The sequence below is a fragment of the Ensifer sp. 2TAB8 genome, assembly GCF_052115125.1.
Classification (GTDB): domain Bacteria; phylum Pseudomonadota; class Alphaproteobacteria; order Rhizobiales; family Rhizobiaceae; genus Ensifer.
In genome coordinates this window covers 991,025-1,011,124 of record NZ_JBFRGB010000001.1, presented here as the reverse complement: position 1 = coordinate 1,011,124, position 20,100 = coordinate 991,025, and the positions used below count along the sequence as shown (strand labels likewise).

21 protein-coding genes and 1 tRNA gene are annotated in these 20,100 nt (G+C 62.5%); 14 read left to right on the top strand and 8 right to left on the bottom strand.

Annotation, left to right across the window (positions count from 1 at the left end; genetic code table 11):
* Window positions 1-58 precede the first annotated feature (58 nt).
* The 7 genes from infB (at window position 59) to rpsO (ending at window position 7,358) form a co-directional block, all read left to right on the top strand.
* Entirely contained in the window at window positions 59-2,770 is a 2,712-nt protein-coding gene (gene infB, locus AB4Z53_RS05045) for a translation initiation factor IF-2 (protein ID WP_441595042.1), read from the top strand.
* Window positions 2,770-3,222, top strand: coding sequence for a hypothetical protein (locus AB4Z53_RS05040; protein WP_291152592.1), 453 nt, complete (start codon window positions 2,770-2,772; stop codon window positions 3,220-3,222). The genes infB and AB4Z53_RS05040 overlap by 1 nt, the downstream gene beginning before the upstream one ends.
* An 82-nt stretch (window positions 3,223-3,304) precedes the next feature.
* Window positions 3,305-3,712, top strand: a complete 408-nt coding sequence (rbfA, locus tag AB4Z53_RS05035) for a 30S ribosome-binding factor RbfA (RefSeq protein ID WP_104662459.1) — start codon at window positions 3,305-3,307, stop codon at window positions 3,710-3,712.
* 8 nt (window positions 3,713-3,720) lie between these two features.
* A complete protein-coding gene (truB, locus tag AB4Z53_RS05030) occupies window positions 3,721-4,656 on the top strand; it encodes a tRNA pseudouridine(55) synthase TruB (RefSeq protein WP_113538857.1) in 936 nt (311 codons plus the stop codon).
* Between the two features lie 184 nt (window positions 4,657-4,840).
* A complete protein-coding gene (locus AB4Z53_RS05025; protein WP_441595230.1) occupies window positions 4,841-6,550 on the top strand; it encodes a sensor histidine kinase in 1,710 nt (569 codons plus the stop codon).
* A gap of 21 nt (window positions 6,551-6,571) precedes the next feature.
* Window positions 6,572-6,919, top strand: a complete 348-nt coding sequence (locus tag AB4Z53_RS05020) for an SH3 domain-containing protein (RefSeq protein WP_441595039.1) — start codon at window positions 6,572-6,574, stop codon at window positions 6,917-6,919.
* A 169-nt stretch (window positions 6,920-7,088) separates the two neighbouring features.
* Complete coding sequence (gene rpsO, locus AB4Z53_RS05015) at window positions 7,089-7,358, top strand: 30S ribosomal protein S15 (protein ID WP_029742369.1); 270 nt, start codon at window positions 7,089-7,091, stop codon at window positions 7,356-7,358.
* Between the two features lie 17 nt (window positions 7,359-7,375).
* On the opposite strand, the gene AB4Z53_RS05010 is transcribed toward rpsO, so the two are convergent.
* Window positions 7,376-7,642 (bottom strand): hypothetical protein, encoded by a 267-nt coding sequence (locus AB4Z53_RS05010; RefSeq protein WP_291152603.1) that lies wholly within the window; start codon window positions 7,640-7,642, stop codon window positions 7,376-7,378.
* Between the two features lie 65 nt (window positions 7,643-7,707).
* Here AB4Z53_RS05010 and pnp point away from each other — a divergent pair, with 65 nt between their 5' ends.
* The 3 genes from pnp (at window position 7,708) to AB4Z53_RS04995 (ending at window position 11,342) form a co-directional block, all read left to right on the top strand.
* Window positions 7,708-9,861 (top strand): polyribonucleotide nucleotidyltransferase, encoded by a 2,154-nt coding sequence (pnp, locus tag AB4Z53_RS05005; RefSeq protein ID WP_441595037.1) that lies wholly within the window; start codon window positions 7,708-7,710, stop codon window positions 9,859-9,861.
* Window positions 9,862-9,942: 81 nt separating this feature from the next.
* Window positions 9,943-10,959: a class I SAM-dependent methyltransferase gene (locus tag AB4Z53_RS05000; protein WP_441595035.1), complete on the top strand. Its 1,017-nt coding sequence runs from the start codon at window positions 9,943-9,945 to the stop codon at window positions 10,957-10,959.
* Window positions 10,960-11,120: 161 nt separating this feature from the next.
* The gene (locus tag AB4Z53_RS04995) at window positions 11,121-11,342 is read left to right on the top strand and encodes a hypothetical protein (RefSeq protein WP_113538862.1); all 222 of its coding nucleotides are present in this window, start codon (window positions 11,121-11,123) and stop codon (window positions 11,340-11,342) included.
* A 74-nt stretch (window positions 11,343-11,416) separates the two neighbouring features.
* Here AB4Z53_RS04995 and fabI read toward each other — a convergent pair whose 3' ends face one another.
* Genes fabI through fabA form a run of 3 tightly spaced genes read right to left on the bottom strand, consistent with a single transcriptional unit; the run spans window position 11,417 to window position 14,013 of the window.
* A complete protein-coding gene (gene fabI / locus AB4Z53_RS04990; protein ID WP_113538863.1) occupies window positions 11,417-12,223 on the bottom strand; it encodes an enoyl-ACP reductase FabI in 807 nt (268 codons plus the stop codon).
* Window positions 12,224-12,227: 4 nt separating this feature from the next.
* On the bottom strand, window positions 12,228-13,451 hold the full coding sequence (gene fabB, locus AB4Z53_RS04985) for a beta-ketoacyl-ACP synthase I (protein WP_113538864.1): 1,224 nt from the start codon (window positions 13,449-13,451) through the stop codon (window positions 12,228-12,230).
* Window positions 13,452-13,497: 46 nt separating this feature from the next.
* On the bottom strand, window positions 13,498-14,013 hold the full coding sequence (fabA, locus tag AB4Z53_RS04980) for a 3-hydroxyacyl-[acyl-carrier-protein] dehydratase FabA (protein WP_113538865.1): 516 nt from the start codon (window positions 14,011-14,013) through the stop codon (window positions 13,498-13,500).
* Window positions 14,014-14,335: 322 nt separating this feature from the next.
* On the opposite strand from fabA, the gene irrA reads away from it, so the two are divergent.
* Window positions 14,336-14,758: an iron response transcriptional regulator IrrA gene (irrA, locus tag AB4Z53_RS04975; RefSeq protein ID WP_057247827.1), complete on the top strand. Its 423-nt coding sequence runs from the start codon at window positions 14,336-14,338 to the stop codon at window positions 14,756-14,758.
* 133 nt (window positions 14,759-14,891) lie between these two features.
* Here the strand turns inward: irrA and AB4Z53_RS04970 are convergent, their stop codons facing one another.
* Together AB4Z53_RS04970 and AB4Z53_RS04965 are read right to left on the bottom strand one after the other, a co-directional pair.
* Window positions 14,892-15,527, bottom strand: coding sequence for a trimeric intracellular cation channel family protein (locus AB4Z53_RS04970; protein WP_113538866.1), 636 nt, complete (start codon window positions 15,525-15,527; stop codon window positions 14,892-14,894).
* 69 nt (window positions 15,528-15,596) lie between these two features.
* Entirely contained in the window at window positions 15,597-16,388 is a 792-nt protein-coding gene (locus AB4Z53_RS04965) for a YdcF family protein (protein ID WP_291153071.1), read from the bottom strand.
* A gap of 21 nt (window positions 16,389-16,409) precedes the next feature.
* On the opposite strand from AB4Z53_RS04965, the gene AB4Z53_RS04960 reads away from it, so the two are divergent.
* A complete protein-coding gene (locus AB4Z53_RS04960; protein ID WP_162768816.1) occupies window positions 16,410-16,868 on the top strand; it encodes a hypothetical protein in 459 nt (152 codons plus the stop codon).
* Window positions 16,869-16,900: 32 nt separating this feature from the next.
* On the opposite strand, the gene AB4Z53_RS04955 is transcribed toward AB4Z53_RS04960, so the two are convergent.
* Together AB4Z53_RS04955 and AB4Z53_RS04950 are read right to left on the bottom strand one after the other, a co-directional pair.
* Window positions 16,901-16,976, bottom strand: a tRNA-Ala gene (locus AB4Z53_RS04955).
* Between the two features lie 200 nt (window positions 16,977-17,176).
* Window positions 17,177-17,566 carry a TIGR02300 family protein gene (locus tag AB4Z53_RS04950; RefSeq protein ID WP_113538869.1) on the bottom strand — a complete coding sequence of 130 codons (390 nt, stop codon included), beginning with the start codon at window positions 17,564-17,566 and terminating at the stop codon, window positions 17,177-17,179.
* 390 nt (window positions 17,567-17,956) lie between these two features.
* On the opposite strand from AB4Z53_RS04950, the gene aroA reads away from it, so the two are divergent.
* Window positions 17,957-19,303 carry a 3-phosphoshikimate 1-carboxyvinyltransferase gene (gene aroA / locus AB4Z53_RS04945; protein WP_441595032.1) on the top strand — a complete coding sequence of 449 codons (1,347 nt, stop codon included), beginning with the start codon at window positions 17,957-17,959 and terminating at the stop codon, window positions 19,301-19,303.
* On the top strand, window positions 19,300-20,070 hold the full coding sequence (locus AB4Z53_RS04940) for a hypothetical protein (RefSeq protein WP_441595030.1): 771 nt from the start codon (window positions 19,300-19,302) through the stop codon (window positions 20,068-20,070). Before aroA ends, AB4Z53_RS04940 begins: the two co-directional genes overlap by 4 nt.
* Window positions 20,071-20,100: the final 30 nt, after the last annotated feature.

The window sequence follows — 20,100 nt, the reverse complement described above, 5'->3', positions numbered from 1 at the left end:
TTTAGAAGACGGGGTCGGGTGATACGCATCCGGGCCTGATCGCTAGGAACGGAACGGAATGACTGACGACAACAACGACGACAAGACAGGCAGCGCAGCAGGCAAGAAGACGCTGACCCTGAAGCCCCACGGGGTTTCGCAGGGGACCGTGCGTCAGGACATCGGTCGTGGCCGCACCAAGGCGGTCGTGGTCGAAACCAGGAAACGCCCGACTTCTTTCCATCGCCCCAAGGAAGAGCGTACGATCACGCCAGTGAGTGCGGCACCTGCCGCACGGCCGGCTGAACAGCGTCCGGCTCAGCCGCAGCCTTCCGGCCGTCCGGCTCCGCAGCCGCAGCACCATCAGACCCGTCAGGAAGCCAACCAGGCCAACCGTCCGCGCGTCGGCGTCGTCCTGAACCAGCTTTCCGCCGGTGAGATCGATGCGCGCCGCCGCGCCCTGGCAGAGGCCCAGATCCGCGAAGCCGAAGAAGCGGCCATCCGTGCTGAAAACGAAGCGCGCCGCAAGCGTGAGGAAGAAGCCCGTCTCCAGCAGGAGAAGGAAGAAGCCGCACGTCGTGCCGCCGAGGAAGCTGCCCGCCCGGCAGTCGAGCCCGAAGCAAAGGTTGAAGAGGTTGTTGAAGAGCGCCCCGTGGCTGCTCACGCACCGGCTTCCGCCGAGCGTCGCGTCGATAATCGCCCGCAGGCAGGACGTCCCGCTGCTGCTCCGGCAGCCGGCCTTCCGACGCCGGCACCGGCTGGTGCCCTGCGCGGCCGCAAGGTCGACAACGAAAAGGACGAGGATCGTGGTCCGCGCCCGGGCGCCGGTCCGGCGCGCGGCAAGGTCGTGCGCCCCGAGCCCGCCAAGGCTCCGGCCCGCCCGAAGGGCGACGACGGTCGCCGCCAGGGCAAGCTGACGCTGAGCACCGCTGCCGACGAGGATGCCGGGCAGCGCGCCCGCTCGCTGTCGGCGATGCGTCGCCGCCAGGAGAAGTTCAAGCGCAGCCAGATGCAGGAAACCCGCGAGAAGATTTCCCGCGAAGTCATCCTGCCGGAGACCATCACCATCCAGGAACTGTCGCAGCGTATGTCTGAGCGCGCGGTCGACGTCATCAAGTACCTGATGAAGGAAGGCCAGATGATGAAGCCCGGCGATCTGATCGACGCCGATATGGCTGAACTCATCGCTGGCGAATTCGGCCACACGGTCAAGCGCGTCTCGGAATCCGACGTCGAAGAGGGCATCTTCAACGTGTCGGACTCGGAAGAGGAAATGCTGCCGCGTCCGCCGATCGTTACGATCATGGGTCACGTCGACCACGGCAAGACCTCGCTGCTCGATGCGATCCGCCACGCCAACGTGGTGGCCGGCGAAGCCGGTGGCATCACCCAGCACATCGGCGCCTATCAGGTCGAGCAGAACGGCAACAAGATCACCTTCATCGATACGCCCGGTCACGCGGCGTTCACGGCGATGCGTGCCCGCGGTGCCCAGGCGACCGACATCGCGATCCTGGTGGTTGCGGCTGACGACAGCGTGATGCCGCAGACGATCGAATCGATCAACCATGCCAAGGCTGCCGGCGTTCCGATCATCGTTGCGATCAATAAGGTCGACAAGCCGACGGCAAACCCGCAGAAGGTTCGCACCGAACTGCTGCAGCACGAAGTCTTCGTCGAATCCATGGGTGGTGAAGTTCTCGACGTGGAAGTATCCGCGAAGAACGGCACCAACCTCGACAAGCTGCTGGAAGCGATCCTGCTTCAGTCCGAAATCCTCGACCTGCGCGCCAATCCGAACCGGACGGCCGAAGGTACGGTGGTCGAAGCTGAACTTGACCGCGGCCGCGGTGCGGTTGCGACCGTCCTCGTCCAGAAGGGCACGCTGCGTCCGGGCCAGATCATCGTTGCCGGTGACCAGTGGGGCCGTGTGCGCGCGCTGGTCAACGACAAGGGTGAACATGTCAAGGAAGCCGGTCCGTCGATGCCGGTCGAGGTTCTCGGCCTTTCCGGCACGCCGGCTGCGGGCGACAAGTTCGCCGTCGTCGAGAACGAAGGCCGCGCTCGCGAGATCTCGGAATACCGCCAGCGTCTCGCCCGCGAGAAGCAGGTTGCCCGTCAGTCCGGCTCGCGCGGCTCGCTCGAGCAGATGATGACGCAGCTCCAGACCTCCGGTCTCAAGGAGTTCCCGCTGGTCATCAAGGGCGACGTGCAGGGTTCGATCGAAGCGATCGCCGGTGCACTCGACAAGCTCGGAACCGACGAAGTTCGTGCGCGCATCGTGCATTCGGGTGCCGGTGGTATCACCGAGTCCGATATCTCGCTCGCCGAAGCGTCGAACGCCGCGATCATCGGCTTCAACGTCCGTGCCAACTCGCAGGCCCGTTCGGCCGCCGAGCGCGCCGGCATCGAAATCCGCTACTACAACATCATCTACGATCTGGTGGATGACGTGAAGGCGGCGATGTCGGGTCTGCTCTCGCCGGAACGTCGCGAAACGTTCCTCGGCAATGCCGAAATCCTGGAGGTGTTCAACATCACCAAGGTCGGCAAGGTTGCCGGTTGCCGCGTCACCGAAGGCAAGGTCGAGCGTGGCGTCGGCGTCCGTCTGGTTCGCGACAACGTCGTTATCCACGAAGGCAAGCTCAAGACCCTCAAGCGCTTCAAGGACGAAGTCTCGGAAGTCAACGTCGGTCAGGAATGCGGTATGGCCTTCGAGAATTACGAAGACATTCGCGCCGGCGATACGATCGAGTGCTTCCGCGTCGAGCACATCACGCGGACGCTTTAATGGGGCTGAAAGCCCGGCAATTCTGCACAACGGCGGCCTTGGCCGCTGTTGTGTCGTTTTGGTGGGAGACGGCCTTTGCGGAAGTCTGCGACAAGATCTATCCCGGATGGGATGGGCAGGATTTCTCCGTTTTCAATGAGGCGGCCGCGTTTCTGACCAACTGGGTCGGTCTGGCGGCGCTTTTCTGTCTGGCGATCGGCTCGACGGTATTGCGCCTTCGGGCGTTGCTTTGGGTCGGAAGCCTTCTCGGCGGTTTGCTCTTGTTGATAGCCATAACGTCCCGAGGTGATGCCGAGCACGAGGTATGGCAGTCCGCCATCAAAGAGGGTTGCGCTCACCCGCAATTCGAATTGATCCACCTGCTGTCCGCGTCGGCTTTGACCGCCATGGGTGTTTTCTTGGCCCTGCGCCAACGACGGCGGGCCCGGTCAATTGGAACTATCCGCGCCTGAGGCACAGACGATATATTACGCTAGAGAGCAAAACGGTTTTCCGCGCCCCGGGAGGGTGCAGAACCTTGGAAAGTCAACGACCATGAGCAAAGCTACATCCTCGGCCCCCTCCCAGCGCATGCTGCGCGTCGGTGAGCAGGTGCGCGCTGCGATCACGCAGGTTCTGCAGCGTGGCGAGGTGCGCGATCCCGTGATCGAGAAGACCGTCATCGCGATCTCGGAAGTGCGCATGTCGCCCGACCTGAAGATTGCGACTGCCTATGTCACGCCGCTTGGCGTGCCCAACCATGCCGAAGTCATCGAGGCGCTCAACCGCAATGCCAAGTACATTCGCGGCCGCCTCGGCCCGCAGCTCCGGCAGATGAAATACATGCCCGACGTTCGTTTCCGTGACGATACGAGCTTCGACAACTACAAGAAGATCGACGAGCTCCTGCGTTCGCCGGAAGTCAGCCGCGATCTCGACCAGACCAGCGAAGACGAAGAATAGTAGATTTCATGTCCAAACCGCGTAAGCCCAAGGGCCGCCCGATCTCGGGCTGGCTGATCCTCGACAAGCCGCTCGACTTCGGCTCCACCGAAGCCGTCTCGAAGATCAAGTGGCTGTTCAAGGCCCAGAAGGCCGGCCATGCTGGCACGCTCGATCCGTTGGCCTCCGGCATGCTGCCGATCGCCCTCGGCGATGCGACGAAGACCGTCCCTTATGTAATGGACGGACGCAAGATCTACGAATTCACCGTTGCCTGGGGCGAGGAACGCTCGACCGACGATCTCGAAGGCGAGGTCACGCATTCCTCGAGCGAGCGGCCGAACGAAGAGGCGATCCGCGCATTGCTTCCGAAATACACCGGTGTCATCAGCCAGGTGCCGCCGCAGTTCTCGGCGATCAAGATCGATGGCGAGCGCGCCTACGATCTGGCCCGCGATGGCGAAACCGTCGAGATTCCGGCCCGCGAGGTCGAGGTGCACCGCCTGACGCTGCTCGGTGCCACTCCCAATCTCGCGCATTTCGAGATCGAGTGCGGCAAGGGCACCTATGTGCGCTCGCTCGCCCGCGACATGGGTCGCGATCTCGGTTGTTTCGGCCACATCGCCTCGCTGCGCCGAACCTTTGTCGCGCCGTTCGGTGAAGAGGACATGGTGCCGCTCGCCGATCTGGTGGCATTGGAAAAGATCGAGAGCGACGAGGAACGCCTGGCGGCGCTCGACGCCTATCTGATCGAGACCGGTGAAGCGCTTTCCAGCCTGCCGCATGTTGCCGTCAACGATGATCAGGCGCACCGCCTGAGGATGGGCAATCCCATCATCCTGCGCGGTCGCGATGCGCCGCTTGCGACGCCTGAAGCCTACGCGACGGCACGCGGCAAGCTCATCGCCATCGGTGAAATTGCCGAAGGCGAATTCCGCCCGAAGCGGGTTTTCGCCACGGGCTAAGCACCCGGAAGCGTTTGCCTTTGCGCCATCCTTGACGCATGATCCCCGGCATGGGCTTCCAATCCATCCGAGGTGATTCCGTTTCCTTGCCGTGCTGCAGAACCGAATGGCGGTCGCACCGCCTTTGGCAGCGCGCGCCGAAGGCGGCTGTGCCGTTGGCGCGGCAGGAAGAAGGGCGACTGAGGTGACCGGCGTGTTGGACGAAGGAAAGCGAAAGGCTGCGAATGGCCTGGCGGCGGTGAGCGACCTCGTCCGTCATCGATTGACCCGGCCTTTCAGCTTCTATCTGACGTCGCTGCTGCTTGTGGCCATCGTCCCCGCCTTCATCTTTTCGCTCGTGGTGCTGAAGCGCAGCGTCGATCAGCAGGAACAGGTGATCACGGCCCTGCTGCAGGCCTCGACCGGCTCGGTGACGCGCATCGTCGAACGTGACATCGAGGGCATGCTGACGACGCTGAAGGTGCTGTCGACTTCGCAAGAGATCGAAGACGGCAACATGGAGGCCTTCTACGGCCGGGCCGCCACGGCGCTTGCCGGAACGGATTCCTACCTGATCGTCATCGATCGCAATCACAACCAGCGGCTCAACACCCGGGTTCCTTTTGGCGCGCAGCTTAGCAAGGCTTCGGACCCTGATTCCGTCGAGCGCGCCTTCACCAACAATGACGCGCCGCTCGTCTCCAACGTGTTCTTCGGCCAGACCGCGGGAAAATGGGTGTTCAACGTCTACCTGCCGGCGAAGCTGTCGACCGGCGAGGAATATCTGCTGACGTTGACGCAAAACGCCGAAAACATGGCCAAGGCGGTCAACCGCGACACGCTTTCTCCCGGATGGAGCGCAGCACTGGTCGATGGCGCAGGCAAGGTCATCATTTCGTCGGATGCGAAGGTCAAGGCCGGAGAACCGTTCTTCCTCGACAAGGTGCCGGCGATCAGCATCGGGGTCCGCAATATCAAGGAAAACGGCACGGAGTACCGGGTCGCGACCGAGTTCTCGGTCGTGACCGGCTGGCGGATCATCGCCTGGGCGCCGCGCGCGACGGTCGATGCTCCGGCGGTCTGGTCGTTCCTCTGGCTGTCGCTCGGCGGCATCATCTTTGCCGGCATCGCGATCGCCGGATCGTTGGCAATTGCGCGGCTGTTGTCACAGGGCGTCAAGCTCGTGGCGCAGGATGCGCGTCGCCTCGGCGCCGGTGAACGGATCGAATCCCGCCCGCACATGATCGCAGAAGTCGAGCAGGTCTCGGCAGCGCTGGCGCGCGCAGCAGCGGCGCGCGGCAAGGCCGAAAACGAGATCCGCTTCCTCATGCGCGAGGTGGCGCACCGCTCGAAGAACCAGCTGACCGTCATCCAGTCCATGCTGAACCAGTCGGTCTATTCGGCCGAGAGTGCCTCGGACTTTGCCGATTCCTTCCGCAAGCGCATTGCCGGGCTCGCGCGCTCGACCGACCTGATGATTGCCAACGCCGCCCAAGGCGTCGACTTCCGCGAGCTCGCCCAGAACCAGTTGCAGCCCTTCACGCCTGACGATCCGACGCGCGTGATCCTTTCCGGCCCGACCCTGAGGCTCGACACGCAGATCTCGCAAACGCTCGGCATGGCCCTGCACGAACTGGCAACCAATGCCACGAAATACGGTGCGCTCGCCAACACCACCGGGGTCGTCAAGCTGAGCTGGTCGCTGGAGGATGAAGGCATCGCCATTCGCTGGCGGGAGGAGGGCGCCGATCTCGCAGGCAAGCCTTCGGACCCCGTCCGCAAGGGCTTCGGGACGCTGGTATTGGAGCGCATGCTCGGCATGGCGCTGAACGCCACGCTGGAGAGGGTGATGCATGCCGATGGCATCGAGTGGCGGATCACCATTCCGCGCGATGCGAAGGAAGAAGGTTCATGAGGCGCACCTGAGGGGACTGCGATGAAATGCTCTTTCGCCCGCTGGCGTGCGCTTGCCGCCATCTCGATGGTGGTCGTGGCGGCGGGCGGGCCCGCACGTGGCGCCGAGATTGCCTGCACGGTCGCGGATCCGACCGGAACACCGCTCAATGTGCGCGACACGCCAAACGGGCGCGTCGTCATGACGTTGTCAAACGGGGCGAAGGCGGGCCAGGCGGGAGAGCGCGACCACAGTGGCAAGCGCTGGTCTCTGGTCGCCAACGAAGCGGGGCCGCTTGGCTGGGTCTTCTCCGCCTATCTCGACTGTGTCTCCGTCAATCGCGATCAGCAGAAATCCGCGCCGATGCGGCCGCGTCCGAGGAGCAACTAGCGCTCTCCGTCGGCCCTTCTTTGTGCCGGTTCATGACCCTTTCCTTTTTCATCCAATTCGTTTATAGGCACGCCAGCAAAAGGCGCATGCCGGTTGCATTCACGGCCGCAGCTGGACGACATCCCGGCTGAAGGCGTCCCTAAATCCTCGAAATCGAAAGGATCATCCGATGTCGATTGCTGCAGAGCGTAAGGCTCAGCTCATCAAGGAATTTGCAACCGTTGAAGGCGATACCGGTTCCCCGGAAGTCCAGGTTGCTATCCTGACGGAACGGATCAACAACCTGACCGAACACTTCAAGGGCCACAAGAAGGATAACCATTCCCGCCGTGGTCTTCTCGCGATGGTTTCCAGCCGTCGTTCGCTCCTCGACTATCTGAAGAAGAAAGACGAAGCGCGCTACACCAAGCTGATCGGTGCCCTGGGCATCCGTCGCTAAGCGACTTGTCCGGCGGGTCATTGCGGCCCGCCGGCTTTTTTATGGAGCGCTGGGCGCTCAAGGAATAAACTCTCCGGCCGCATAGGAAACGTGGCTAAAGGAGAGAATCCAGCGAACCGGATGGGCCGGTTTCGCGGATCAACCGATGGCCCGTCATGGGGCAGGATTGCAGGATGCTTCGGCCCGTTTGCCGAGATGCCGCAGAGCAGCGGCCGGTGAAGCGGAAACAAGCCGATTTCAAGCGTGAAGCCTCCCGTTGTCTTGCCCGTGATGCGCCATTTCATGCGGCCCTTCGACCACCCGCGCTGCAACAGCCGCGGAAAGGTCCGCCGCACACGAAGGACAGAACATGTTCGATACCCACACGGTTGAAATCGAATGGGCAGGGCGTCCGCTCAAGCTCGAAACCGGCAAGATCGCCCGCCAGGCTGATGGTGCCGTGCTCGCCACCTACGGCGAAACCGTCGTTCTCGCCACCGTCGTTTCGGCCAAGTCGCCGAAGCCGGGCCAGGACTTCTTCCCGCTGACCGTCAACTACCAGGAAAAGACCTATGCCGCCGGCAAGATCCCGGGTGGCTACTTCAAGCGCGAAGGCCGTCCGAGCGAAAACGAAACGCTCGTTTCCCGCCTGATCGACCGTCCGATCCGCCCGCTTTTCCCCGATGGCTACAGGAACGACACCCAGGTCATCGTCACGGTCATGCAGCATGACCTCGAAAACAATCCCGACATCCTGTCGATGGTCRCAGCTTCCGCTGCGCTGACGCTGTCCGGCGTTCCGTTCATGGGCCCGATCGGTGGCGCGCGCGTCGGCTACATCAACGGCCAGTACGTTCTCAACCCGCATCTCGACGAGATGGACGAATCGACCCTCGACCTCGTCGTCGCCGGCACCCAGGAAGCGGTGCTGATGGTCGAGTCGGAAGCCAAGGAACTGCCGGAAGACGTCATGCTCGGCGCTGTCGTATTCGGCCAGAAGGGCTTCCAGCCGGTCATCGACGCCATCATCAAGCTCGCTGAAGTCGCTGCCAAGGAGCCGCGCGAGTTCGAACCGGAAGATCATTCCGCTCTCGAAAACGCCATGCTCTCGCTTGCCGAAGACGAACTGCGCAACGCCTACAAGATCACCGAGAAGGCCGCTCGCTACGCTGCCGTCGACGCCGTCAAGGCCAAGGTGAAGGCTCACTTCCTGCCGGAAGGCATCGAGAACCCGGCCCACACGGCCGAAGAAATCGGCGCCGTCTTCAAGCACCTGCAGGCCAAGATCGTTCGTTGGAACATCCTCGACACCAAGAGCCGTATCGACGGCCGCGATCTGGAAACCGTTCGCCCGATCGTCTCGGAAGTCGGCCTCCTGCCGCGCACCCACGGTTCGGCGCTGTTCACCCGCGGTGAAACGCAGGCGATCGTCGTTGCCACGCTCGGCACCGGTGAAGACGAACAGTACGTCGACAGCCTGACCGGCATGTACAAAGAACGCTTCATGCTGCACTACAACTTCCCGCCCTTCTCGGTCGGTGAAACTGGTCGCATGGGCTCCCCGGGCCGCCGCGAAATCGGTCACGGCAAGCTCGCCTGGCGTGCGATCCGCCCGATGCTCCCGGAAGCCGAACAGTTCCCCTACACGCTGCGCGTCGTATCCGAGATCACCGAGTCCAACGGCTCGTCCTCGATGGCCACCGTCTGCGGCACCTCGCTCGCGCTGATGGATGCCGGCGTTCCGCTCGCAAAGCCGGTTGCCGGTATCGCCATGGGCCTGATCAAGGAAGATGAGCGCTTCGCCGTTCTCTCCGACATCCTCGGTGACGAAGACCACCTCGGCGACATGGACTTCAAGGTTGCAGGCACCGAAGCCGGTATCACCTCGCTCCAGATGGACATCAAGATTGAGGGCATCACCGAAGAGATCATGGGCATTGCGCTCAACCAGGCCAAGGGCGGCCGTCTCCACATCCTCGGCGAAATGGCAAAGGCCATCTCCGAAAGCCGCGGCCAGCTCGGCGAGTTCGCTCCGCGCATCGAAGTCATGAACATCCCGGTCGACAAGATCCGCGAAGTCATCGGTTCGGGCGGCAAGGTCATCCGCGAAATCGTCGAAAAGACCGGCGCCAAGATCAACATCGAAGACGACGGCACCGTGAAGATCGCCTCTTCGTCCGGCAAGGAAATCGAAGCGGCCCGCAAGTGGATCCACTCGATCGTCGCCGAGCCGGAAGTCGGCCAGATCTATGAAGGCACCGTTGTGAAGACCGCCGACTTCGGCGCCTTCGTCAACTTCTTCGGCGCCCGTGACGGCCTCGTCCACATCTCGCAGCTCGCCTCCGAGCGCGTCGCCAAGACGACCGACGTCGTCAAGGAAGGCGACAAGGTCTGGGTCAAGCTCATGGGCTTCGACGAGCGCGGCAAGGTTCGCCTGTCGATGAAGGTTGTCGATCAGGCCACCGGCAAGGAAATCGTTGCCGAAAAGTCTGAGAAGAAGGGCGACGGCGAAGCCGCAGAATAAGCGGGCTTCACCCGAGAGCATTCGGGGCGCGGAGCGGATCGCTCCGCGCCCCTTTCTTGTAGGAAGATGACGGATAGACCGATGAGCCGAGATGCGTTGAAGACCCTGTTTTACCCGTTCGATAGCGGCGTGATCGACCCGCCGGGCGAGGGCGAGCGTGCGCTCTTTCTCGGCGCCGAGGCGGGCTACCGGTTGCCCAAGGGCTTCGAAGCCTCGATAGCAGCCGTTCAGCCGTCAAGGCCGCTCTATCGCGCCCTGGAGGCCGTGCGCGCCGATGTGACGCCTGAGGTCACCGGCGAGGACTACGACGTCACGCTGGTTCTGTGTGGCAAGCACAAGGGTGAGAACGAGGACCGTATCGCCGAGGCGTTGAAGCGCACGCGTGAGGGCGGCCTGATCGTCGTTGCCGGCGGCAAGGAAGACGGCATCCAGTCGCTGAAGAAGCGGATTGCCAAGTTCGAATGGGATGGCGATCACCTGCCGAAGTATCACGGCGTCGCCTTCTGGTTCACTCGTCCCGAAGATGTGACCGATGCCGTGCACAAGCTCGCCAAGGTGCCGGTGCGCGTCGAGGGACTGTTCGAGGCCTCGCCCGGCATGTTCTCGCACGACCGCATCGATGCAGGTTCCGAGCTGCTCGCCTCGCGCCTGCCGAACGATTTTCATGGCCACGCCGCCGATTTCGGCGCAGGCTGGGGCTATCTTGCTGCAAAGCTTGCCGAAACCGCACCGGGCACCAAGGGCATCGACCTGTTCGAAGCCGATCACGAGGCGCTCGAGGCCGCCCGCGTCAACATGATGGCGAACGCTCCGCGCATGCCGGTGCGTTTCTACTGGTTCGACCTCACGAGCGAAGAGCCGCGCGACAAGTACGATCTCATCGTCATGAACCCGCCCTTCCATGAGGCCCACGCCGCCGAGCCGGCGCTTGGTGTCGCCATCATCAAGACGGCGCTGAAGGCGCTGAAGCAGGGCGGCAAGCTGATGCTGGTCGCCAACCGGGGCCTGCCCTATGAGCAGGTGCTGGCAGAGAATTCCAAGGAATACGGCGAAACCTGCCGCAACGCCCGTTTCAAGGTGCTCTGGGCCAAGCGCTGAGGACCACTGAGGATCAAGCAGAGAGCCGGGCCAAACGCCCGGCTCTTTGCGTTTCGGGCACTTCTCTTCGGCCGGTGTGAAGCGACAGTTTGCCTGTTGCCATCGCCCCTGTTCGGGCTCACCATGACGTCGTCGGTATTTCTCGTCGGAGGATGAGTGCCATGACATGGGGTGTGAACAGGCCGCCTTTGAGCGAGGACGCGGCCGAGGCTGTTGCCAAGGACATCAAGCATGCCGAGGGACATGGAGCGACCTCCGAGGTCCCCATGTCGTTCCTGAAGAGTCTATATCACCTGCCTATGGCGCCGGGGCGGCGCACACATACGGGTTTCATCGTGCTGGCGATCGTCGTCGCCGTGCTCGCGCTGTTTCTGTTTCCCTGAGCGGCTCCTGAACGACAAAGCCCGCGGATCGATGCCGATCCGCGGGCTTTGTCGTGGTTGGTAGATTGAGAGCGCTACTCGGCGTCGGCCGTCCTGAGCGTGTCGAGCGCCGGCATCGAGGTGATGTTGTAGCCGGAATCGACATAGTGGATCTCGCCCGTGACGCCGCGCGACAGATCCGAAAGCAGGTAAAGCGCAGAGCTGCCGACGTCGTCGATGGTGACGGTGCGGCGCAGCGGCGAGTTCTTCTGCTGCCAGGAGAGCATCGCCCGGGCGTCGGAAATGCCGGCGCCGGCAAGCGTGCGGATCGGGCCGGCCGAGATTGCGTTGACACGGATGCCGCGCGCGCCGTAGTCGGCGGCGAGGTAGCGTACCGAAGCCTCGAGCGCGGCCTTGGCAACGCCCATGACATTGTAGTTCGGCATGACGCGCACCGACCCGCCATAGGTGAGCGTCAGCATCGAGCCGCCGTCGTTCATCAGTTCGGCGGCGCGCTTGGCGATTTCGGTGAAGGAGAAGCAGGAGATCACCATCGTGCGGCTGAAATTGTCGCGCGAGGTGTCGGCGTAGAGGCCCTTCAGTTCGTTCTTGTCGGAGAAGCCGATGGCATGGACGATGAAGTCCAGCGAGCCCCAGCGCTCCTTGAGCGCGTCGATGACGGCATCGACAGACGCAATGTCTTCGACATCGCAGGGAAGCAGGAAGTCGGAACCGAGTTCGGCGGCCAGTGGCTTGACGCGCTTGCCGAGAGCTTCGCCCTGGAAGGTGAAGGCAAGGTCAGCGCCCTGCGCTGCCAGCGCCTTGGCGATGCCCCAGGCAATAGAATGGTTGTTGGCCACACCCATGATGAGGCCACGCTTTCCGGTCATCAGTCCCGTCATGGTGTTATCCGTTGTAGCGCTGGAAGACGAGCGTTGCATTGGTGCCGCCGAAGCCGAACGAGTTCGAGAGAACTGTGTCGATCTTGGCGTTGTCGATGCGCTTGCGAACGATCGGAACGCCATCGAACTCAGGATCGAGCTCGCTGATATGCGCGCTTTCGCCGATGAAGCCAGCCTGCATCATCAGCAGGCCATAGATGGATTCCTGCACGCCAGCGGCGCCCAGCGAGTGGCCGGTGAGCGACTTGGTCGACTGGATGTGCGGCATCTTGCTGCCGAACACTTCGCGGATCGCCCCGATTTCCTTGCTGTCGCCAACAGGCGTCGAGGTGCCGTGGGTGTTGATGTAGTCGACATCGCCCTTCACCGTCGAAAGCGCCTGGCGCATGCAGCGGATCGCGCCTTCACCAGAAGGTGCCACCATGTCGTAGCCGTCGGACGTCGCGCCGTAGCCGACGATTTCGGCGTAGATCTTGGCGCCGCGGGCCTTTGCGTGTTCCAGTTCTTCGAGAACGAGCACACCTGCGCCGCCGGCAATGACGAAACCGTCGCGGTTGGCATCATAGGCGCGGGAAGCGCTCGCCGGCGTCTCGTTGTATTTCGAGGACATGGCGCCCATGGCGTCGAAGAGGTTGGACATGGTCCAGTCGAGATCTTCATGGCCGCCGGCAAACATCACGTCCTGCTTGCCCCACTGGATCATTTCGGCAGCATTGCCGATGCAGTGCGCCGAGGTCGAGCAGGCCGAAGAGATCGAGTAGTTGACGCCGTGGATCTGGAACCAGGTCGCGAGCGTCGCCGACGCCGTGGACGACATCGCCTTCGGAACAGCGAACGGGCCGATGCGCTTCGGGCTCACATTCTTGCGGGTGATGTCGGCAGCTTCGACGATGGTGCGGGTGGACGGGCCGCCCGAACCCATGATGATGCCGGTGCGCTCGTTGCGGGCGATGACGGACTCCTCAAGACCGGAGTCGGCAATCGCCTGCTTCATCGCCACATGGTTCCAGGCACCGCCCTGCGACAGGAAGCGCATGGCGCGACGGTCGACGAGTTCGGTCGGATCGAGCGACGGGGCACCCCAGACCTGGCACTTGAAGCCGTTTTCCGCGAAATCGGGAGAAAACGTGATGCCCGACTTTGCATCGCGCAGCGACGCCGTGACTTCGTCCGCGTTGTTTCCGATCGAGGAAACGATGCCGAGGCCCGTGACAACAACCCGTCTCATGATACTGACCTTTTCTTTATTTCGTTCGGTGCAGGCAGGCCTGGACTTACTCGGCCTTTTCCTTCGACAGACCGACGCGCAGGTCGGTTGCCTGATAGATAGTCTCGCCGTCGGCCTTCAGCCAGCCATCGGCAGTGCCGAGCACGAGCCGGCCGCGCATGACGCGCTTGAAGTCGATGCCGTACTGCAGCAGCTTGGTTTCAGGACGAACCATGCCCTTGAATTTGACTTCGCCGGTTGACAGCGCCATGCCGCGGCCCGGCTCGCCGAGCCAGCCGAGGAAGAAGCCCGTCAACTGCCACATGCCGTCGAGGCCGAGGCAGCCAGGCATGATCGGATTGCCCTGGAAGTGGCAGGGGAAATACCAGTCGTCGGGACGCACGTCGTACTCAGCGCGCAGATAGCCCTTGTCGAAGGCGCCGCCCGTCTCGGAAATCTCGGTGATGCGATGAACCATCAGCATCGGCGGCAGCGGCAGCTGCGCGTTGCCAGGGCCAAACAACTCGCCACGGCCGCAGGCCAGGATTTCTTCGTAGCTGAAGCTGGATTGTTTGGTGGTCATGAATAGATGCTTCCCCGAATGACTTAACGTGTTGTCCGATCTGCTTTAGAGCAAGTTCGGCTTGAAATGAAGCGTGGCGAACCCGGACCTTCTCGTTTCCGGCCAGGATAGCGTCGCCTCAGATGGCATTTTCGTTCCGCCGTCGCTTACAGGATCAATGTGGGCGCGACCAGAGTTAATTGCCAGCCTTCCCCGAGTTTGACCGGTTTTTCAGGCTTTGCAACGCATGTCTGGCCGAGAATCTATTGAAAGCGCCGGGCGCAAAAGTTATATCGCAACGGAAGTATTGTGAATTTCGCCGGGATACATGGAACGACCCTTGATGACGAAAGCAACAGAAGTGAGTTCGGAAGAAAGGCTGCGCCACTCAGGCCTGCGTCCGACCCGTCAGCGCGTTGCCCTCGCCGATTTGATCTTCGCCAAGGGTGACCGTCACCTGACCGTCGAGGAACTGCACGAGGAGGCTGTCATGGCCGGGGTGCCCGTTTCGCTCGCAACCGTCTACAACACGCTGCATCAGTTCACCGAGGCCGGCATGATCCGTGTCTTGGCGGTGGAGAGCGCCAAGACCTATTTCGACACCAACGTGTCGGATCACCATCACTTCTTCGTCGAGGGCCAGAACGAGGTTCTCGATATCCCCGTCAGCAACATCCAGATCGACAACCTCCCGGAGCCGCCGGAGGGAATGGAGATTGCGCATGTCGACGTGGTGATCCGCCTGCGCCGCAAGAACGGCCGCTGATCCAGGCACCATTCCGGGAAAGGCGCGGAACGCGGTTTCGCGCGAAATTGCGGGACTGAATCGGTCCCGCAGGGCGATGCTCAAAATAAGTTGATCACGCGTACGCTGGGCCGATCAGGCGCAGAAGCCCCATTCACATCACATCGTCAGGATTTCTGCCCGGCTGCGCCTTGCCAGTCGGCAGCGTCCAGCCGAACTTGAGCGCGCCGCCGCGCACGGCGAAGGCAGAGATGACGCCGAGCGTCGACGCCCCCGCCAGCGGCAGGCCCGCCATCGTCGCAAGCACGAAGGCCCCGGCGCCGATCAGCGCCGCCGTGACATAGACTTCCGGCCGCAGCAGCACTGAGGGCTCCCCGGCGAGCAGGTCGCGCAGGATACCGCCGAAGGTGGCCGTCAGCATGCCGGTAACGAGTGCGACGCCCGGCGAACCCGTGGCCGCAAATCCCTTCGCAGCACCCATGACGCAATAGGCCGATAGGCCGATCGCATCGAGCCAGACAAGGACCCGGTAGCGCGAACCGAACAGGTGGGCGGTGAAGAACACGACGACCGCTACAGTGGCGCAGACCAGGAGATAGGTCGGGTTGGTGACCCAGAAGACCGGCGTCGCGCCGAGGACAACGTCGCGCATCGTCCCGCCGCCGATCCCGGTCACCGAGGCGAGGAAGAGGTAGCCGATGATGTCGAGCTGCTTGCGCGAGGCCGAGAGCGCTCCGGTCGCTGCGAAGACGGCCACGCCGGCATAGTCGAGGATTTCGAGGATGGGCATGGGCGCTCCGGGTAAGATTCGGCGGTTCGGCTTGAAGCTGGGCCATCTCGTACCCCGGCGTCAACTGCGTCAGGGCGCCGGCAGGATCGAGGGTGTCCGACCGGCGAGGCGATAGGCGAGCAGGCCAATCCATTCGCGCACGGCCGTCGTCGTCAGCTGGGCATTCAGCGATGGCTGGGTGAAGTCGAAGCCGAGGCCAAGCTTGCCGCTGGTGCGGTAATCCGTCGGCCAGGGAATGACGGGTATGTCGAGGGCGCGGAAGAGCCCGACCGAGCGCGGCATATGGAAGGCGGAGGTGACGAGCGCGCAATTCGAAAGCCCGTGCGCCGCCAGCAATTCGCGGGTGTTGCGGGCGTTCTCGAAGGTCGTGCGCGATTGCTCCTCGCGAATCAGCCGCTCGCCACCGACGTCGAATGCGGCGAGAAAACTTTCCGATGCCTGGGCATCGCCGGCATAGGCGCCGCTGAACGAACCATCGCCGCCGGAAACGAGAATGTGGGCCTCGGGATAGCGCTTGGCGAGCGTCACCGTCTCGATGAAGCGGTCCGCCGCCTGGTTGAACTCGGTGCCACCCCGTCCCGCCATCACTTCATTCTCGAAGGCGCCGCCGAGCACGATGATGCAGGAAAGCGTCGCAGGCGGTGGCGAGGGGCGTGTGAAACGATCTTCGAGCGCCTGGAGCGCGTAAGGCCCCGCGGTCGTGAACAGGCTCAGGAAGAGCACCAGCGCGCCGAGCCCGCCAAGGAGGCCGCCGATGCGGCGCAAGCCCGCCGCCGTCGCCAGCAGCCCGGCAAAAGCGGCGAAGAACGAGAACGACAGCGGCTGTGCGACCAGCCAGAAGATTTTCGAGATCAGGAACATGGCATCAGCTTCTGCGTTTCGATGCTTAACAAAGCGTCAATGCATCGTGCGCGGTGGCGCGTTTACTTTGGCGGCGAACCGCGTCGCGTTGCGCGCATCTGCGCGTTGCAGATGGGCCCCATCCCACCACTTTCATTTGAAGCCGAAAGGAGTATCATCCGGGAGATGACCACGATATCGGGCTTCAGATCCCAGCTGTTTCGTGCCGCCAATGAGGTTCATGAACTTACCCCGTTGCAGGCACAGCGGCTGCTCGAAGGCGCAGTGGCGCTGATCCGCTGCATGCGCGAGCAAACCGGCATGGAGCCGAACACCGAAGCGCCCGATGTGACCAACGTCCTGCTGGACATCGCCGCTTCTGCGCCCAATCGATCGGAACGCGAAATCCGCAACGCCCTGCTCGAGTCTGCGGATATCATCCGATTGTTGACGATGATCCTAGATTCGCTGGACGAACTGGAAAGCAGCGGCGGGCCTTGAGGAGTTAATTCTGATCAGTCGAAGGGAAAATTTGGTGGAGCTAAGCGGGATCGAACCGCTGACCTCTTGCATGCCATGCAAGCGCTCTCCCAGCTGAGCTATAGCCCCATATCGGGTTCCGGCTAGGCCGGTCCGGGAAGTTCGCCGGGCTGTTGTGCTCGGCGAGTGGCGGCTTATTACTTCCCCTTTTTGAGGATGGCAAGCCGAAAAATGCGTGGCCTGTGGATTTATTTTCAGTCCGGGCCGATTTTCTCCCGTCCGGGCCGTAAAGGCCGAGGACGGGAGCATTACCATGTCATTTGAAGCGCTTAGACGTCTTCGTCTTCGTCGGACACGCCGATGAGGCCGCTCATGTCGTCGTCGTCTTCGTCTTCGTCGGCTTCGAGGAAGGTGTCGTCGTCGTCACCGTCGATCTCGACATCGTCGTCGCCGAGATCCGGCAGGTCGTCGCCGCCCGCTGCCTCGTCATCGGCATCCTCGAGCGAAACGAGTTCGACTTCGGTGTTCTCTGCATCAACTTCCGTGACGTCTTCTTCTTCTTCCTTCTCGAGCACCTTGGCGACCGAGGTTTCTTCGAAGAACGACAGCGGGTAGGACTTGCCGGTGTAAGGCGAAACGATCGGATCACGGTTCAGATCGTAGAATTTGCGCCCCGTTTCCGGGTCGATGCGCTTTGTTCCAAGTTCCGGTTTTGCCACAGTCAAAGCCTCTTGAATGGCCGGCCGTGCCGGCTCTTGCCGGAAAACCGGCGGGTGGAAAGGGTATCAAGCTTATGATGATTAGCCGGTCCCCATAATCATCTTGATAGCATCTGTCAAAGACAAAACGTGCAAGCCCCTGTGTCGCGGGCGTTCCCGCGCTCGCAGGAATGCCTTCCGGTGACGATTTATGGGAGCATGCAGCAGGGGTTGTGGTAGGGGTGTCGCTGAAAGCGGGTGCCGGCCCGCTAGGATGCCCTGGGGGCGGCTGCAGGACTTTCTTGGATCCCATCCGATCTAAGAATGGAAACAGACAGCCGTCCAAAGTGCTAAAGCGACCTTGGCGCGTTTCAAAATGCGCCCGCCACTGTCACGGTTCGAGGATACCGCATGTCCCATGGAGCGGGCCAAAGCCCTGCCACTGCCCGCAAATCCGACGGCCTCAAGGGCACGGTCCGCATTCCCGGCGACAAGTCGATCTCGCACCGGTCGTTGATGCTGGGTGGCCTTGCTGCCGGCGAGACGCGGATCGTCGGCCTGCTCGAAAGCGCGGACGTGATTGCGACCGGCCGGGCCATCCAGGCCATGGGCGCCAGGATTCGCAAGGAAGGCGACACCTGGATCGTCAATGGCGTCGGCAATGGTGCTTTGCTCGCGCCGGAAGCGCCGCTCGATTTCGGCAATGCCGGCACCGGTTGCCGCCTCACCATGGGTCTCGTCGGCGTCTATGATTTCGAAACGACCTTCATCGGGGATGCCTCGCTCAATCGACGGCCGATGGCGCGGGTGCTCGATCCCTTGCGCGAAATGGGTGTGCAGGCGAAGGCCGCTACCGGTGACCGGCTGCCGGTGACGCTGCGTGGACCAAAGACGCCGACGCCGATCACCTATCGAGTGGCGGTCGCATCCGCGCAGGTGAAGTCCGCCGTTCTGCTTGCCGGTCTCAATGCGCCGGGCATTACCACGGTCATCGAACCGGTGATGACCCGTGACCACACGGAGCGCATGCTCCGCGGGTTCGGCGCCGAACTCTCGATGGAGACCGATGCCACCGGTGTCCGAACCATCCGGCTCGAAGGGCGCGGCAGGCTCGTCGGCCAGGAGATCGACGTGCCCGGCGATCCGTCCTCGGCGGCTTTCCCCTTGGTTGCGGCGCTCGTCGTTCCGGGCTCGGACGTCACGATCCGCAACGTGCTGATGAACCCGACCCGCTCTGGGTTGATCCTGACATTGCAGGAGATGGGCGGCGATATCGAGACGGTCGACGTCAGGCAGGTCGGCGGAGAAGACGTGGCGGATCTGAGGGTGCGCCATTCCGAACTGAAAGGCATGACGGTCCCGGAAGGGCGGGCGGCCTCGATGATCGACGAGTATCCCGCTCTCGCCATCGCCGCCGCCTTTGCCGAAGGCGCGACCGTGATGAGCGGCCTCGACGAGCTGCGCGTAAAGGAATCCGATCGCCTCGCCGCCACCGCGGCAGGCCTGAAACTCAACGGTGTCGATTGCGATGAGGGCAAGTCCTCGCTGGTGGTGCGCGGGCGTCCCGGTGGAAGGGGCCTTGGAAATGCTTCCGGTGCCGCTGTGAAGACCCATCTCGATCATCGGATTGCCATGGGCTTTCTCGTGATGGGACTTGCTTCGGAACATCCCGTTCAGGTTGACGACGTGGGAATGATTGCGACGAGCTTTCCAGCGTTCATGGATTTGATGACAGGGCTTGGTGCGAGGATCGTGTGAAGATCACGGCACTCGCGGTAAGCATGAGATGGCTGCCCACGATTGCAGTCGTAGTTCTCCTGACGCTACTGACGCAGATTGGTGGAGTAGTCTGGCTCGTTGCTGTCGGTCTTGCGCGCCGATGCAAAACCGGTGCTTTCGGTTTTCTTGCACTTTTTCTTGGCATTTATGCCGCCGGTAGTGCGCTTGGTTACACGGTGGCACCGATCTTCGGCCGGGTTTCGCTTCCCTGTTTCGACGACGGCACATCGCGGCTCAAGATGCAGTCGCCTTTCTTCTGCGTCCTGAACCGCCAATATGTCGTTCCGGAACTGAAGGAAGCGGCTCTCGCCTTGTCGAGGCACATGGATCAGGCGTTCCCCGGAACGACGACCTTGGCGCTCGACGCCAATTTTCCTTTTTTCAGCGGCTTTCCACTGTTCCCGCATCTGTCCCATTCGGACGGCCGCAAGCTGGATGTCGCGTTTTTCTATCAGAATGCCGATGGCAGCTATCTGGATGAAAAGACTCGCTCGCTGATCGGCTATTTCGCCTTCGAGCAGCCTCGGCTGGATAGTATTCTTCCGTGCCGGGATCGCGAAGATCTCTTGACCTTGCGATGGGACTTGGACTTCTTGCAGTCGTTGTGGCCGCCCTTGCCGCTGGAGGAAAGTCGCACCGGGGAGGCGCTGCGCTGGCTCTCCGGGGAGGGGAGCAGTTTCGGTAGAGAAGATATTCGTGGAGCCGCATCTGGCGCAAAGACTTGGCGTTCAGGCGGAGTCCATTAGGTTTCAGGGTTGCAGAGCCGCCAGGCACGA

Coding starts and splice junctions, on each gene's coding strand:
- infB (WP_441595042.1), top strand. CDS start 59: ATGACTGACGACAACAACGACGACAAGACAGGCAGCGCAGCAGGCAAG.
- AB4Z53_RS05040 (WP_291152592.1), top strand. CDS start 2,770: ATGGGGCTGAAAGCCCGGCAATTCTGCACAACGGCGGCCTTGGCCGCT.
- aroA (WP_441595032.1), top strand. CDS start 17,957: ATGTCCCATGGAGCGGGCCAAAGCCCTGCCACTGCCCGCAAATCCGAC.
- AB4Z53_RS04965 (WP_291153071.1), bottom strand. CDS start 16,388: ATGTTCCTGATCTCGAAAATCTTCTGGCTGGTCGCACAGCCGCTGTCG.
- AB4Z53_RS04995 (WP_113538862.1), top strand. CDS start 11,121: ATGACATGGGGTGTGAACAGGCCGCCTTTGAGCGAGGACGCGGCCGAG.
- rbfA (WP_104662459.1), top strand. CDS start 3,305: ATGAGCAAAGCTACATCCTCGGCCCCCTCCCAGCGCATGCTGCGCGTC.
- irrA (WP_057247827.1), top strand. CDS start 14,336: ATGACGAAAGCAACAGAAGTGAGTTCGGAAGAAAGGCTGCGCCACTCA.
- AB4Z53_RS05010 (WP_291152603.1), bottom strand. CDS start 7,642: ATGAAATGGCGCATCACGGGCAAGACAACGGGAGGCTTCACGCTTGAA.
- fabA (WP_113538865.1), bottom strand. CDS start 14,013: ATGACCACCAAACAATCCAGCTTCAGCTACGAAGAAATCCTGGCCTGC.
- fabI (WP_113538863.1), bottom strand. CDS start 12,223: ATGACGGGACTGATGACCGGAAAGCGTGGCCTCATCATGGGTGTGGCC.
- AB4Z53_RS05020 (WP_441595039.1), top strand. CDS start 6,572: ATGAAATGCTCTTTCGCCCGCTGGCGTGCGCTTGCCGCCATCTCGATG.
- truB (WP_113538857.1), top strand. CDS start 3,721: ATGTCCAAACCGCGTAAGCCCAAGGGCCGCCCGATCTCGGGCTGGCTG.
- fabB (WP_113538864.1), bottom strand. CDS start 13,451: ATGAGACGGGTTGTTGTCACGGGCCTCGGCATCGTTTCCTCGATCGGA.
- AB4Z53_RS04970 (WP_113538866.1), bottom strand. CDS start 15,527: ATGCCCATCCTCGAAATCCTCGACTATGCCGGCGTGGCCGTCTTCGCA.
- AB4Z53_RS05000 (WP_441595035.1), top strand. CDS start 9,943: ATGAGCCGAGATGCGTTGAAGACCCTGTTTTACCCGTTCGATAGCGGC.
- AB4Z53_RS04960 (WP_162768816.1), top strand. CDS start 16,410: ATGCTTAACAAAGCGTCAATGCATCGTGCGCGGTGGCGCGTTTACTTT.
- rpsO (WP_029742369.1), top strand. CDS start 7,089: ATGTCGATTGCTGCAGAGCGTAAGGCTCAGCTCATCAAGGAATTTGCA.